The organism is Virgisporangium ochraceum, from assembly GCF_016863655.1.
Taxonomy (GTDB): Bacteria; Actinomycetota; Actinomycetes; order Mycobacteriales; family Micromonosporaceae; genus Virgisporangium; species Virgisporangium ochraceum.
The window spans coordinates 1-14366 of record NZ_BOPH01000143.1 but is presented as its reverse complement, the minus strand read 5'-3'; the positions used below and the strand labels follow the sequence as shown (position 1 = coordinate 14366).

The following is a 14366-nucleotide window of genomic DNA, read 5'->3' as shown; positions in this document are numbered from 1 at the left end:
AACCGGAGCCTGCATGCCGACCCCATCCGTAGAGGTCACCGTCCTGCTGCCGTGCCTGAACGAGGCCGAGACCCTGGCCGTGTGCGTACAGAAGGCGGTGCGCTGCCTGGCCGAGCTCGGCGTCGACGGCGAGGTGCTGGTCAGCGACAACGGCTCCACCGACGGCTCGCAGCAGATCGCCGTCGACAACGGCGCCCGGGTGGTGGCGGCGCCGATCCGGGGGTACGGCGGCGCGCTGCAGGCCGGCATCGAGGCGGCCCGCGGCCGCTACGTGATCATGGCCGACTCCGACGACTCGTACGACCTGTCCAACCTCGGCCCGTTCATCGAGCGGCTGCGCGAGGGCAACGACGTCGTGATGGGCAACCGGTTCAAGGGCGGCATCGCCCCCGGCGCCATGCCGTTCCTGCACAGGTACCTGGGCAACCCGGTGCTGTCGCTGATCGGCCGGGTGCTCTTCGGCCTCAAGCACGTCGGCGACTTCCACTGCGGCATCCGCGGCTTCAACCGGGCCCGCATCCAGGCGCTCGGGCTGTGCATGCCGGGCATGGAGTTCGCCTCCGAGCTGGTCGTGCGGGCCGCGCTCGCCGGGTACACGCTGGTCGAGGTCCCGACGACGCTGCGTCCCGACGGCCGCAGCCGCCCGCCGCACCTGCGCACCTGGCGCGACGGCTGGCGGCACCTGCGGTTCCTGCTCGTGTTCGCGCCGAGCAAGATCCTGGTGTGGCCCGGCGCCGTCCTCGGCGGCCTCGGACTGGTCGCCACCGCGGCCCTGGCCTGGCGGCCGATCCCGATCGGTGGCGCGACCCTCGACGTCAACGCGTTGATCTACGCATGTCTTCTCGTGATCGTGGGGGTCCAGCTCGTCCTGTTCGGCGGGTTCGCCCAGATCTACGGCCGCCACGAGGGCATCACCCACGTCGACCATCTCGCCCGGTGGACCAAGCTGCTGCGCCTGGAGACCTGCATGGCCATCGGGCTGCTGCTGATGGTGCTGGGCGGGATAGGCACGGTCGTGGCCGTCTCGCAGTGGGGCGAGACGGGCTTCGGCCCCATCGAGAACAGCAGCACGATCCGCTGGGTGCTGGTGTCGACGACGTCGATCTCGGTCGGGTTCATCATCATCTGCGCGGGTCTGTTCTCCAGCCTCCTGACGCTGCGCAGCGCGCGGCCCGGTCGTCTCGTGTTCGACGACGAGAACGACGAGGTCCTCGCCGCCCGCTAGCACGTCAGCGGCCCCGGCGGCGGATCGCTCCGACGGCCCGGACGACGGCGAACAGCACCACCCCGGAGGCGGCCAGGAGCGCCACCGCCCACGCGATCGGGTTCCGGTCGTGCACCTGGCCGCCGACGGACCGACCGCAGGTCACCGTGGCCGGGCCGGACCACCACACGTCGGTGCGCGTGCCCTCCCTGCCCCGCTCGGCGACGCTCAGCGCGAGCACCGCCCACGCCAGCACGAGCCGGGCGTGGCCGCGCGCCGGCACGGGTCAGACCCTGGACGGGCCGAAGGCGTGGCGGGTCAGGACCTTGATGCCCTTGCCGCTGCGGGACAGGACGGCGCCGGGCAGCATAGTGGCGGCGTGCAGCCGCGAGGAGACGTAGCGGCGGCTGGCCCTGGCGGCCCGGGGCCAGCCGTGGGCGTCCATCTGGGCAGCGGTCTCGATGAAGTACTTCCGCGCCTCGAGGAAGCGGACCCCGAGCTTGGCGTCGGCGGACGAGACGCTTTCGGCGTGGCGCCGGTACTGGAAGCACAGCGTGTCGTCGACGAGCATCTCCTCGCCCATCTGCACCAGCTCGATGATCAGCGCCAGGTCCTGGATGACCCGCAGCTCCGGCCGGAAGCGCACCGACTGCATCTTCTCCGTGCGCCAGCACAGCGACGGGAAGTACAGCCAGTTGCCGCGCAGCAGGCTGACGGCCATGTCCTCGCCACGCATCACGGTCTGGCCGGTGAACCGGGGTCGGTACACGCGCGCCTTGGTGCGGTCGACCAGGGTGTTCGTGACCCTGCCGTCGGCGTCGATGACCTCCACGCCGGGCTGGATGATCGCGACCTTCGGGTGCTGGGCCGCGAGCGCCTTCACGGTGGCGACGTAGTTGGGCAGCATCAGGTCGTCGGTGCCGAGCATGGTCATGTACTCGTGCTCGGCGAGGTCGGCGCACTTCTGGAAGTTCTTCGTGATGCCGAGGTTCTGCTCGTTGCGCTGGTACCGGATGCGCTCGTCGCCCAGGCCGGCGAACCACTCGGGGACGCCCGGCTCCTGCCCGTCGTCGACCACGGTCAGCCGCCACTCGGGGTCGGACTGGGCGATGACGCTGCGCACCGCCGCCTGCAGCAGACCGACATCGCCGTAGTAGGGCAGCATGATGTCGAGGTTCATGACCGGGCAGGCTCCGTCGCGGTAGGGGTGGCTGGTTCGGGCTCAGGTTCAGGCTCGGGTCCGCGGTCGGGTCCGCGGTCCGGTTCGCGCGTCGCTTCCGGGCGCGGTTCGTCGGGCGCGGGCTTCTGTTCGTCGGGACCGCGTGAGCGCAGCAGCTTCGGCGTCCAGTTCTTCGCCGACATCGCCGGCTTCTCGACGAGGTGCCACGACGGCACCGCGAGCAGCACCGTGCCGGCGAGGGACAGCGCGATGTAGACCACCGGGCCCCACTTGGCGCCGCCGAGCATCGCGACGACCTGCTGCACCGGGAACGCGTAGATGTAGATGCCGTACGAGTAGTCCCGCTTGCGGCCGATGCCCTGGAACCGGGCGGGCAGCTTGCACGCGACCCAGACGAGCAGGTACACGTACGCGGGCAGGCCGATCACGATGAAGCCGCCGAGCGCGGCCGACCCGAGGAACGCCACCGCGGCACCGGCGGCGATCGCCGGGTGCATCGGGATCCGGTGCCGGTACAGGTGCAGGCACGCACCGGCCAGGAACAGCATGAACAGCATGTGCATCGTGCTGACGGTCAGCGTGCCGATCAGCGGCAGCGGGCCGATCGCGCCGCGCGGGTACGTCGACGTGTTCGTCGCCGGAAGCTGGCGGACGAAGTCGGCCACCACGACCGCGTACATGGCCAGCGTGACGATCACGACCAGCCGCGGCGCACCGCGCAGGACGCCGGTCCACGCCAGCACCGCGACGATCACGTAGCACGTCAGCTCGTAGATCAGGCTCCACAGCGACCCGTTGAACGCCGACGGGCCGCCGGTCAGCTCCCCGTACGGCGTGGTGCTCAGCAGCCCGGAGATCTGGTACTGCTGCATGCCGGTGAGGATGTTCTTCGTGAGGTAGTCGAACGGACCGGCGGGGTGGGTCCAGAACCCGGCCAGGGTGTCGCGCTCGTAGATGGCGACGAACGGCGCGATCACGAACGCGGTGACGACCAGGCACGCCCAGAACCCGGGGAAGATCCGCAGGAACCGGTGCCACGCGTACCGCGGAAGGGTGAACCTCATGCCACTGGCCGTGATGAGGAAACCCGACAGCACGAAGAACCCGTAGACGCCGAAGCCGCCGAGCTCGAACTGGTTGCGGGTCCAGGAGTGGCCGTAGTTGGTTCCGCCGTAGCCCAGCGGCGCGGCGTGCGCGACCAGCACGGACGTGGCCAGCACCAGTCGCAGGAAGCCGATGCTGTTGGCCCGGGTGGAGAACTCGTCAGCGAGAGTACGGCCCGGCACCCATCTCGTCGGGATCCGCACGCGCCCCTCCAGTGTCAAACCCGCCCGAACGACCCCGGCAGCATAGGCGACCGATGTCACGGTGCGCTAACTACCCACTCCGACGGCATTGGTTAGACTCTGCCCCGCTCGGCAGGCCACACACCCCTCGGTACTGCTGGCGTCACGCCCACCGACCGAGGGGAAGCCTGTCCGTGTCCGGACCCGCGACGATGGCGCGCGCCGGTGCGGCGCTCGCGCTGGCCTGGCTGCTGCCGACGGTGACATACCTGCTCGGGATCGCCGTCGTGGTGCCGGTGGTCGTCCTGGTGGGCACCGCGGGCCTGCTGCGCGGCGGCCGCACGCTGCTCGACCGGCTGGTCCTCGCGCTCGCGGTGCTGCTCGGCGCCACCTGCGGCGGCGCCCTGCTCTTCGCCGTGTGGCCGTTCGGGATGCACCCGGTCGCCGTCGGCGGGCTCGCGCTCACCGTGCTGGTGCTCGTCGCGGTCCTGACCGGGCGGCGGCCGACGCTGCCGCGTCCCGACCTGTCCGACCTCCTCACGCTCGGCGCCGCGGTGGCGGTCGCGGCGTTCGCCGCACTGCCGCTGCTGCGCCGCAGCCGGACCGACCGGCTCGCGGTCGTGCTCGCCGGCGAGGACCTCAGCCGGCACCTCAGCCTGTACGACGGCATCCGCGACCTCGGCGGCTACGCGTTCCAGAAATGGGACGCCGCGCACGCGCTCATGTACGGGGGCATGGTCACCTACCCGCAGGGCCAGCACATGCTCGCCGGCCTGCTCGACGGCTTCGTCCGCTCCTCCGGCGACGACCTGGGCAGCGGCCTGTCGGCGATGGACCACTATCTCGGCAGCCACGTGCTCGGGTACGGGCTGTTCGCGCTGGTGATGGTGTGGGCGGCGCAGTGGGTCGCCGCCGGCGTGCTCACCCCGTTGCGGCGGATCGTGCTCACCGGCGTGGTCACCACGATGGTCGTCGTCGGCGACCTGGTCGGGAACCTGGTGCTCAACTACACCACCACCGTGCTCGGGCTCGCCGAGATGGCGCTGCTGGTCGCCGTGCTCGCCCGCGGCGTCGCGGGCACCCGGCAGCAGCTCGTGACGATCGCGTGCCTCGTCGTCGCCGTCGGCTTCACCTACTACCTGTTCCTGCCGGCCGCGCTGCTCGCCGTGCTGGCGTGGCTGGTCGTCCACCGGCGCCGCGTGCTGCGGCACCGGGTCGCCACCGCGGTGACCGTGGTGGTGGCCGCGCCGGTCGCGCTGCTCCCGGTCACCCTGGGGTTGTTCCTCGCCGGACAGGCGCAGGCCCTGCTGCGCGGCGGTGAGCTGCGTCCGAGCCGCGACCACCTGATCGCCCTCGGCGCCGCCGTGACCGGCGCGGTGCTGTTCACCCGCTGCCGGCGCGCGCGGATCTGGCGGACCTACCTGGCGGTGCTGGCGGCCGCCGGCCTGCTCGGCGCCGCGCTGCTCGCCTACCAGGCGGCGGCCGAGGGCGGCAACGGTTACTACGCCAACAAGGCGCTGCACCTCGTGCTGGTCGTGCTGCTGGTCGGACTCGGTGCGCTGCTGCACCTGTTGCCGTCACCCCGCCGCGGGCCCGACCCCCGGCGGGCCTGGCTGCAGGCGCTCGCACCGGGACTGGCGGCGGCGCTGGTCGTGTCGGGCGCGTTCGGCCTGGTGCGCGGTGACGCGCCGTACCGGCCGACCAACGGCACCACCTGGCCCAAGATCTGGTGGTTCGCCCAGCGCCGCAACGACGTCGACGCCCGGGCGATCGACCGACTGCTCGCGATGCCGGCGCCGCCGGCCGACGTGGCGGTGATCGTCTACGACGTCGACCCGTTCCGCGCCTATTTCCAGACCCTGTTTCTCGGGACGTTCCAGCGCAGGTCCGGACGCATCGCCCACGGCCTCTACCTCGGCCCGCCCGTCGACGAGCCGGACCGGCTCGGCCACCAGCTCCGCGAACTGCCCGGACCGGTCGAAATCGTCGTGGCCAGCGACGACGCGGAGGCCCACGCCCGGCAGACCGTCGCGCGGTACCCCGACCGCCGCGTGGAAGTGGTGCGGCTACCCTCTTAACACACCGTTAGCCCCGACGGATCGTGGTCGAAAGGACCCTGGCAGGTCGCCCATGAGTCAGCTGAACATCTTCACCGCGGTCGTCGGCCTGGCGCTGCTCGCGGTGTTCTTCGAGATGCTGCGCCGACGCCAGCTCCGGGAGAAGTACGCGGTGCTGTGGATCATTGTCGGCATCGGCGTGGTCGTACCGCTCTCGATCTTCCCCGGCGCACTCAACTCGGTTGCCGAGGCGTTCGGCGTCAAGTCCGGCGCCAGCCTCGTCCTGTTCCTCGGCATCGTGCTGCTGCTGCTCATCTGCACCCACCTCAGCTGGGAGGTCAGCCAGCTCGAGGAGGAGACCCGCACCCTCGCGGAGGAGGTCGCGCTGATCCGCACCCAGCTCGAGGAGCGCTCCGTGCTCCCCGAACGCGACACCCCGGCCACCGAGATCGGTCCGAAGGCGGCCGCCGATGACCACTGACCAGCGCGTCCTCATCATCATCCCGGCGATGAACGAGGAGGAGTCGATCGGCAAGGTCATCGCCGAGGTGCGGGCCGAGCTGCCGTGGGTCGACATCCTCGTGGTCAACGACGGGTCCACCGACAGCACCGCGGCGGTCGCCGCGAGCGCCGGCGCCATCGTGACCAGCCTTCCGTACAACCTCGGCGTCGGCGGCGCGATGCGCCTCGGGTACCGCTACGCCGACCGCAACGACTACGACGTCGCGATCCAGATCGACGCCGACGGCCAGCACGACCCGCGCTACGTCCCGGCGATGCTCAAGGCGCTGGAGACCGCCGACCTGGTGATCGGCGCCCGCTACGCCGGCGAGGGCGACTACGTGGTGCGGGGTCCGCGGCGCTGGGCGTCGAAGGTGCTGTCGATGGTGCTCAGCCGGGTCGCGAAGACGAAGCTCAGCGACACCACGTCCGGGTTCCGGGCCAGCAACCGGCGGCTCATCGCGCGGTTCGCGCGCTGGTACCCGGTGGAGTACCTCGGCGACACCATCGAGATGCTGGTGCGGGCGGCCCGGTCCGGGCACGTCGTGCGGCAGATCCCGGTCGCGATGCGCCAGCGCCAGGGCGGCACCGCCACCTCGCCGTACAAGGCGACCATCTACCTGTTCCGGGCCATGATCACGCTCGTGCTGGCGTTCGTCCGCCGGTGAGGCGGCTGCTGCGCGCGGTGCCCGCGGGCACCCTGGTCGTCGGCGCCGGCCTCGCCGTCCTCGGTGCCGCGTCGTTCCTGCACCTCATGGCCGCCGGGCACAGCCTCGACGACGCGCAGACCTCGTCGGTGGCGGTGCTGTGGTCGATCGTGTTCTCCGTCGGCATCGGCCTGTTCATGCCCGTCGAGCAGGAGGTCGCGCGGCTGGTCGCGGTCCGCTCGGTGTCGGGGGACGGGGTGCGCCCGGTCCTGCGCACCGCCGGCGTGCTGACCGGTGGCATGCTCGCGGCCGTTCTGGTGCTCCTGGCGGTGTTCGCCGGTCCCATGGCCGAGCACCTCTTCGACGGCGAGCGCGGCATGGTGCTCGCCCTAGGCGGCGCCTTCACCGGGCTCGCCGCCGAGCACCTGACCCGCGGCGTCCTGTCGGGGCTGGGCCGGTTCGGCTGGTACGGCACCCAGCTCGCCGTCGACGGCGGCCTGCGGATCGTCATCGCCGGCGCGATGTGGCTCTTCGGCGTCCAGTCGCCCGTGGCGTTCGCGCTGGTCCTGGCGGTCGCGCCGGCCGCCGCCGTGCTGCTCACGCTGCCGCCGGTGCTGCGCGGCCTGCAGGCGGGGACCCGCGTGACGATGGCGACCCTGTGCGCCGGCCTGTTCCTGCTCGTCGCGTCGAGCCTGCTCGCCCAGGTGGTGGCGAACATCGGCGTGATCAACGTCCAGCTGCTCGGCACCGTCGGCGACGAGGGTGTGGCCGCCGCCCTGCTGGCCGCGCTGATCCTGGCCCGTATCCCGCTGTTCGTGTTCGCGTCGCTGCAGGCGTCGCTGCTGCCGGCCCTGACCCGGGCGATCGCCGCCGGCGACCTCGCCGGCTACCGGCACCAGCTCGTGCGCGCGGTGGGCGTGGTCGGCCTGCTCGGCGTGGGGTGCGCCGTCCCGGCGATCGTGCTCGGCCCGTGGCTGGCCGAGCTGATGTTCGACGCCCCCGGCGGCGTGCTGACCCGCGTCGACTTCGCGTGGCTCACGTTCGGGGTGCTGGCGTACATGATCGCCACGGTGCTCGGTCAGGCGGTGGTGGCCCGTGGCTGGCACGCCGGCCAGGCGGTGGGCTGGCTGGCCGGCACGATCGTGCTGGTTGCGGTGACCCTCGGCCCCGGCGACGTGCGGATCCGGGTGGAACTGGCATTCGCGATCGGCTCGCTGGCGGTGATCCCGGTGGTGCTGCCGTTCGCCTGGCGCCGCGGCGGTCTCCCTGTGCGCACCGACACACCGCCCGACCCCACCCCGACCCTGGCAGCTGGCCGCCCCGCCGACTGACCCGCCTGCGCCCCTGCGCCTCTGGTCGACCGACTTCACCCCGACGCCGGCCGCCCCGCCGACCGACTCCGCCCTTGACGCCGGCCGGCCCCCGCCGACCGACCTACCCTGCCGGCCCGCCCTGCCGGCCAGCCCTGCCCCTGGCGCACGCCCAGTCTGCCGCCGATCTTGCAGTTGTGGCCTCCTCCATTTCGCGCTATGTCCCGTTTTAGGAGGGGCCACCACTGCAAGATCGGCGCGATGGTGGTGGGGGCGACGCGGAAAGGCGCGAAAAGGGGCGGCGCGGAGGGGCGGTGTGCATGAGGCGGCGCGGAAGAGGGGCGGAAGGGGCGCTGCGATGGGGTCGTGCGGAGGAGAGGCGATGCGGAAGGGGGCGGTGCTGAGGCAGCCGTATGGAAGGGCCGTGTGGACGGCCGGTGCGGAGGCGCGGCGCGGAGGGGTGGCGCGGTCGTGGGGCGTTTGGCGCGGAGGGGCCGCGTGGTCGTGAGGCGTTGGGTGGGGATGGGCGCCCGGGCGGAGCGGCCCGGCTATCCGAGGCCGCCGGTGGCCAGGGCTTCTTTGAGCTGGGTCTGCCAGTCCGGCTGGGGGGGCATGCCGGCCCTGGCCCAGCCGTCGTGGCCGAGGACGCTGTACGACGGGCGGGGCGCCGGTAGCGGGTACCGGTCGGACGTGATGGGGTGCACCCGCTCCGGGTCCAGGCCCACCGTCGCGAATACCGCCCTCGCCAGGTCGAACCACGAGGCCGTCCCGGACGCGGTGCCGTGGTAGACACCCGGCGGGGCGGTACCGGCGGCGGCACGGGTGCCGAGCTCCACCAGCTGGGCGGCCAGGGCGCGCGCCCACGTCGGCTGGCCCACCTGGTCGGCGACGACGGAGACCGTGTCGCGCTCGCCGGCCAGGCGCAGCATCGTCGCCACGAAGTTCTTTCCGTGTGCGCCGTACAGCCACGCGGTCCGCACGACGTAGCCCCGGGGCGTGGCCAGCACCGCCCGCTCGCCGACCAGCTTGCTCCGGCCGTACGCGTTGACGGGATCGGTCGGGGCGTCCTCGGCGTACGGGGAGGTGCCCCGGCCGTCGAAGACATAATCGGTGGAGACGTGCAGCAGCACCGCCCCGGCGTCGGCGCAGGCCCCGGCCAGCGTGCTCACCGCGTCACCGTTGATCTTCGTCGCCTCGGCCTCGTGCGCCTCGGCGGCGTCCACCTGGGTCCAGGCGGCGCAGTTGACGACCACCTCGTGGCCGGCGACGGCCCGGACCACGGCGGACCTGTCCGTGATGTCCAGGTCGGCGCGGGTGAGGGCGGTGGCGTCCGGACGCAGCGCGACCACCTCGCGACCCAGCATGCCGCCGGCGCCGGTGACCAGCCAGCGCGTCACGAGCGCGCCTTCAGCGGCTCCCACCACGCCCGGTTGTCGCGGTACCAGGCGACCGTCTCGGCGATGCCGCGCTCGAAGTCGACCGCCGGGGTGTAGCCGAGCTCGTTGCTGATCTTCTCGATGCTCAACGAGTAGCGGCGGTCGTGGCCCTTGCGGTCCTCGACCGGCGTGACGAACGACCAGTCGCGGCCGCACGCCTCCAGCAGCTTCTCGGTGAGCTCCCGGTTGGTCAGCTCGCGGCCGCCGCCGATGTGGTAGACCTCGCCGGCGCGGCCCTTCTCCAGGGCGAGCTGGATGCCGGCGCAGTGGTCGGCGACGTGCAGCCAGTCGCGGATGTTGCCGCCGTCGCCGTACAGCGGCACCTTCTTCCCGTCGAGGAGGTTGGTGACGAACAACGGGACGACCTTCTCCGGGAACTGGTACGGCCCGTAGTTGTTGGAGCAGCGGGTGACGACCACGTCCATCTTGTGGGTGCGGTGGTAGGCCAGCGCCAGCAGGTCCGAGCCGGCCTTCGAGGCGCTGTACGGCGAGTTCGGCGCCAGCGGCCAGTCCTCGGTCCAGGACCCTTCCTCGATGGACCCGTACACCTCGTCGGTCGACACGTGCAGGAACCGGCCGACGCCCGCGCGCAGCGCCTCGTCGAGCAGCCGCTGCGTCCCGAGCACGTTGGTGACCACGAACGGCTCCGCGCCGTCGATCGACCGGTCGACGTGCGACTCGGCGGCGAAGTGCACCACGGCGTCGTGGCCCTTCATCACCCCGGCCACGGTGTCCTTGTCGACGATGTCACCCTCGACGAACGTGAGCCCCGGGTGCGACGCGACCGGCGCGAGGTTCTCCCGGTTGCCGGAGTACGTGAGCTTGTCGAGCACCGTCACCGACGCCCCGGGTGAGCCGAGGAGCATGCGGACGTACTGCGAGCCGATGAAACCGGCGCCACCGGTAACCAGAACCTTCACGGGCACGCAATCTACCGGATCGGGCAGTGGCGATCCGGCGCGAGTCGTGTGAATGGTCGGCGAGTCGTGGGCCCGCGGGCCGTTGAACGGACCGCGACCGGCCGACCCTGACATGGCGGGCCGCGTCGGCCCGCGGTGACGGCGGGCACGGCGGGCAACTCGCCGCGGCCCGCAGGGCGGGACCAACATTCGAGGCGGTCCGGGAGCGTGGTGAGTGGGAGCGGATCACGCTCGGTAGGGTGTCGGGAATGCGCGCTGTACTCCTCGCCGGCGGTACCGGATCCCGCCTCTGGCCCATCACGCAGGCCGTCTCCAAGCAGCTGATGCCCGTCTACGACAAGCCGATGGTCTACTACCCGCTGTCGGTGCTGGTGATGGCCGGCATCCGGGAGATCCTGGTGATCACCACCCCGGGTGACCAGGAGCAGTTCCGCCGCCTCCTCGGCGACGGCTCGCAGTGGGGGCTGCGGCTGGAGTACGCGGTGCAGGAGAAGCCGGCCGGTATCGCGCAGGCGCTCCTGATCGGCGCCGAGTTCATCGACGGCGACAGCATCGCGCTGATCCTCGGCGACAACATCTTCTACGGGACCGGGCTGGGCCGGCAGTTGAGCGAGCACACCGACGTGAAGGGTGGCCGCATCTTCGCCTACCAGGTGGCCAACCCCAGCGAGTACGGCGTCGTCGAGTTCGCCCCCGACGGGAAGGTCGTGTCGATCGAGGAGAAGCCGGCGAAGCCGAAGTCGCGGTACGCGGTGCCCGGTCTCTACTTCTACGACAACACCGCGGTCGACATCGCCTCGAAGCTCACGCCCAGCGCCCGCGGCGAGCTGGAGATCACCGCGGTGAACGAGGAGTACCTGCGGCGGGGCGAGCTGCACGTGACGGCGCTCGACCGGGGCACGGCGTGGCTCGACACCGGCACGTTCGACTCGCTGGTGGCGGCGGCCGAGTTCGTGCGCGTCATCGAGCAGCGGCAGGACTACAAGATCGGCTGCGTCGAGGAGGCCGCCTGGCGCGCCGGCCACATCGACGACACGCACCTGCGCCGGCTCGCCGAGCCGCTCACGAAGAGCGGCTACGGCGACTACCTGCTACGTCTGCTCGACCTCGGCTGAGGAACGCTCCGGGACGCTGTCGGCCGGGTGCTTCCACAGGAGGTACCAGGCCGTCAGCGCGGCCATCAGCAGCACCGCGAAGATGACGAACCCGAACGAGCCGATCTCGGTGATCACCGGCCGCCATCCGCGGGGATAGGTGGCCAGCGCCTCGTTGCCGTACTCGTACCGCTTCACGGTCAGGTACAGGCCGTAGGCCACCGCGATGCCCCAGAAGAACAGCCAGACCCCGTACAGCCGGCGCAGGCCGGTCGGCTTGAGCAGCGTCGGCGGGATCGCCTGGGCGGCGAGGAAGAACATGCCCATCCACAGCGGCATGAAGTAGCGGCCCTGCATGAAGTAGCCGATCACCGGGACCATCAGCACGTCGACGACGAGGCCGCCGGCCAGGCAGGCGGCCGGGATGCCGAGGACCACGAACATCAGGCGACGGCTGGAGTTGGTGATCCCGGTGAGCACCAGGAAGCCGATGACCAGCCCCCACGACCACACGAACCACACGGGCAGCTGGGCGGTGGCGTAGCCGAACACGCCGATGGTCTGCCGGATCCAGTAGTCGAACTTGTGGTTGATGACCGTCCGCACGATCTCGCTGACCGGCGTGCGCACCTCCGGCGTCGCCTCGGTGCCGAGCGTGCCGACCTGCGCGGCGAACGACCAGATGAACGCCAGCGCGGCGGCGACGCCGATCGCGAGCACCGCGAACCGCACGTCGCGGCGCGTGAGCAGCTCCCTGATGTGGTGGCGGCGCCCGAGAGCGAGGAAGCTGAGCACCACGATCGCGCCGGCGAGCACGACGCCGAGCGGCCGGTTGAGCGCCAGCGGCACGCCGGCGACCGCGGTGAGCCACACCAGTCGCTTGGTCCACTTCTCGCCGCCGAAGCCGAACGCCTTCGCGTCCTCGGCGTCCTCGTCACGGTTTCTCGACAGCAGACAGGTGAGCGTGACCCACAGGACCGCCGACGAGGCGATCTCCAGACCGTTCGGGTTGACCAGCCCGGTGAGCACCATCGTGGTCGGCGCGAACACCAGCAGCAGCGCCACCATGAGCATGCGGCGCCGCCGCAGCGGCCAGATCGTCACCAGGGCGAAGGCATACAGGACCGCGCACAGCAGCGAGCTGAGCATCCGGGCCAGGTACACGCCGGTCATGTCGGGGAACGGCAGCAGCGGCCACCCGACGATCGCGTAGTAGAACGGGTTGTAGTGGCCGGCGCGGGTGTGCACCTCGTTGTGCCCGCGGCTCTTCGTCGGCGTGCCGAGGCAGGTGGCCGGCTCGATGCCGGTGCGCAGGCAGTCGAAGTTCGGCGGGATCAGGCTCGCCGGCACGCTCTGGTAGCGGCCGTTCTTGCCGTCGTTGGTCGGCGGCGCGAAGATCTCGCCGCGGACGACGCCGGCGGCCCGGATGACGTGGTCGTGCTCGTCGTAGGCGCCGTCGTAGGGGGTGATCAGCGCCCAGGCGGCGGGCAGGAGGAAGAACACCACCAGGGCCGACCAGAAGACGCGCCGGGCCGTCCTCCGGCCGGCCTGATCGACGGGACGGGCGTCAGCCGGTCGGGTATCCGACGTGTTCTCCCCGGTGCCTTCCGAGGGGGGTGCATCCGTGCCGGTGGGCGTGGCGCGGTCGTCCTCGACCTGGTCCCTGATCAGCACGCCCTCCGAAGTTCAGGCCCGCGCGAACCGGCGCCGGGCATAGATCAATACCGCCACCCGGGGCGGGATCGGGGGAATCCTAGCAACTGGATTCGCCGGTCCGGCGGTGCCCGGTGCCTTATCATCACGGATCGTGAAGATCCGAGCCTTGTCCATCGAGGGCGCGTACGAGATCACGCCGGTCGTCCTGGGCGACCCGCGCGGCAACTTCGCTGAGCTCTACAAGGAGGACGTGTTCACGGCCGAGATCGGTCACCCGCTCCGGATCGCGCAGATCAACACGTCCACCTCGGCCCGCGACGTCGTGCGCGGCGTCCACTGGGCCGACGTGCCGCCGGGCCAGGCCAAGTACGTCACGTGCCAGCGGGGCGCGCTGGTCGACTTCGTCATCGACCTGCGGGTCGGGTCGCCGACGTTCGGCCAGTGGGAGAGCGTGCTGCTCGACGCCGTGGAGAAGAAGGCGGTCTACATCAGCGAGGGCCTGGGCCACGGGTTCCGGGCGCTGCAGGACGACACGAGCATCCACTACCTGTGCTCCACCCCGTACAACCCGCAGCGGGAGTACGTGATCCACCCGCTCGACCCCCAGCTGAACATCGACTGGGGCGTCGCCGACCCGGTGCTGTCGGCCCGCGACGGCAACGCGCCCTCGCTGGCCAACGTCAAGGCCGACGGCCGGCTGCCCGACTACAAGGCGTGCCTCGCGTTCCGCGACTCGCTGAAGGTCTGAACTTCGGCAAAAACACCCGCATGTGAACACCGCATCGACGCGCCGCGACGGATAGGGTTTGCCCATGGACCGGCGCATCTTCGGCCTGGAAACCGAGTACGGAGTCACGTGCACCTACCGGGGGCAGCGACGGCTGTCTCCCGACGAGGTGGCCCGCTACCTGTTCCGGCGTGTCGTCTCGTGGGGACGTTCGAGCAACGTCTTCCTGCGCAACGGCGCGCGCCTCTACCTCGACGTGGGCTCACACCCGGAGTACGCCACGCCCGAGTGCGACTCGGTCGCCGACCTGGTCGTACACGACCGGGCCGGCGAACGGATCCTCGAGGG

At 71.4% G+C, this 14366-nt stretch carries 14 protein-coding genes; 8 read left to right on the top strand and 6 right to left on the bottom strand.

All coding sequences use genetic code 11. From position 1 onward, the window contains the following. The first annotated feature begins 13 nt into the window (after nucleotides 1-13). Nucleotides 14-1225 carry a glycosyltransferase family 2 protein gene (locus Voc01_RS48135; protein ID WP_203934522.1) on the top strand — a complete coding sequence of 404 codons (1212 nt, stop codon included), beginning with the start codon at nucleotides 14-16 and terminating at the stop codon, nucleotides 1223-1225. Between the two features lie 4 nt (nucleotides 1226-1229). Here the strand turns inward: Voc01_RS48135 and Voc01_RS48130 are convergent, their stop codons facing one another. Genes Voc01_RS48130 through Voc01_RS48120 form a run of 3 tightly spaced genes read right to left on the bottom strand, consistent with a single transcriptional unit; the run spans nucleotide 1230 to nucleotide 3691 of the window. After that, a complete protein-coding gene (locus Voc01_RS48130) occupies nucleotides 1230-1487 on the bottom strand; it encodes a hypothetical protein (RefSeq protein ID WP_203934521.1) in 258 nt (85 codons plus the stop codon). A gap of 3 nt (nucleotides 1488-1490) precedes the next feature. Next, the gene (locus Voc01_RS48125) at nucleotides 1491-2384 is read right to left on the bottom strand and encodes a glycosyltransferase family 2 protein (RefSeq protein ID WP_203934520.1); all 894 of its coding nucleotides are present in this window, start codon (nucleotides 2382-2384) and stop codon (nucleotides 1491-1493) included. Beyond that, complete coding sequence (locus Voc01_RS48120; RefSeq protein WP_203934519.1) at nucleotides 2381-3691, bottom strand: acyltransferase family protein; 1311 nt, start codon at nucleotides 3689-3691, stop codon at nucleotides 2381-2383. The genes Voc01_RS48125 and Voc01_RS48120 overlap by 4 nt, the downstream gene beginning before the upstream one ends. Before the next feature lie 173 nt (nucleotides 3692-3864). Between Voc01_RS48120 and Voc01_RS48115 the strand changes: the two genes are divergently transcribed. From Voc01_RS48115 to Voc01_RS48100, 4 genes are read left to right on the top strand one after another with little or no spacing between them, the layout of a single operon-like run. Beyond that, entirely contained in the window at nucleotides 3865-5748 is a 1884-nt protein-coding gene (locus Voc01_RS48115) for a hypothetical protein (RefSeq protein WP_203934518.1), read from the top strand. Nucleotides 5749-5800: 52 nt separating this feature from the next. Further along, the gene (locus tag Voc01_RS48110) at nucleotides 5801-6208 is read left to right on the top strand and encodes a DUF2304 domain-containing protein (RefSeq protein WP_203934517.1); all 408 of its coding nucleotides are present in this window, start codon (nucleotides 5801-5803) and stop codon (nucleotides 6206-6208) included. Next, the gene (locus tag Voc01_RS48105) at nucleotides 6198-6896 is read left to right on the top strand and encodes a glycosyltransferase family 2 protein (RefSeq protein ID WP_203934516.1); all 699 of its coding nucleotides are present in this window, start codon (nucleotides 6198-6200) and stop codon (nucleotides 6894-6896) included. The genes Voc01_RS48110 and Voc01_RS48105 overlap by 11 nt, the downstream gene beginning before the upstream one ends. Continuing rightward, nucleotides 6893-8206 (top strand): polysaccharide biosynthesis protein, encoded by a 1314-nt coding sequence (locus Voc01_RS48100; protein ID WP_203934515.1) that lies wholly within the window; start codon nucleotides 6893-6895, stop codon nucleotides 8204-8206. The genes Voc01_RS48105 and Voc01_RS48100 overlap by 4 nt, the downstream gene beginning before the upstream one ends. Before the next feature lie 527 nt (nucleotides 8207-8733). Here the strand turns inward: Voc01_RS48100 and rfbD are convergent. Beyond that, a complete protein-coding gene (gene rfbD, locus Voc01_RS48095; RefSeq protein ID WP_203934514.1) occupies nucleotides 8734-9582 on the bottom strand; it encodes a dTDP-4-dehydrorhamnose reductase in 849 nt (282 codons plus the stop codon). Next, the gene (gene rfbB / locus Voc01_RS48090; protein WP_203934513.1) at nucleotides 9579-10541 is read right to left on the bottom strand and encodes a dTDP-glucose 4,6-dehydratase; all 963 of its coding nucleotides are present in this window, start codon (nucleotides 10539-10541) and stop codon (nucleotides 9579-9581) included. Before rfbB ends, rfbD begins: the two co-directional genes overlap by 4 nt. Nucleotides 10542-10789: 248 nt before the next feature. Here rfbB and rfbA point away from each other — a divergent pair, with 248 nt between their 5' ends. Next, the gene (gene rfbA / locus Voc01_RS48085) at nucleotides 10790-11656 is read left to right on the top strand and encodes a glucose-1-phosphate thymidylyltransferase RfbA (protein WP_203934512.1); all 867 of its coding nucleotides are present in this window, start codon (nucleotides 10790-10792) and stop codon (nucleotides 11654-11656) included. Here rfbA and Voc01_RS48080 read toward each other — a convergent pair. Then, nucleotides 11633-13309, bottom strand: a complete 1677-nt coding sequence (locus Voc01_RS48080; protein ID WP_203934511.1) for a DUF2142 domain-containing protein — start codon at nucleotides 13307-13309, stop codon at nucleotides 11633-11635. The two genes, rfbA and Voc01_RS48080, sit on opposite strands and share 24 nt — an antisense overlap. 133 nt (nucleotides 13310-13442) lie before the next feature. Between Voc01_RS48080 and Voc01_RS48075 the strand changes: the two genes are divergently transcribed. Beyond that, nucleotides 13443-14039, top strand: a complete 597-nt coding sequence (locus Voc01_RS48075) for a dTDP-4-dehydrorhamnose 3,5-epimerase family protein (protein ID WP_203934510.1) — start codon at nucleotides 13443-13445, stop codon at nucleotides 14037-14039. 64 nt (nucleotides 14040-14103) lie between these two features. Beyond that, the coding region (locus Voc01_RS48070) for a proteasome accessory factor PafA2 family protein (protein WP_203934509.1) at nucleotides 14104-14366 on the top strand (263 nt) is incomplete at its 3' end.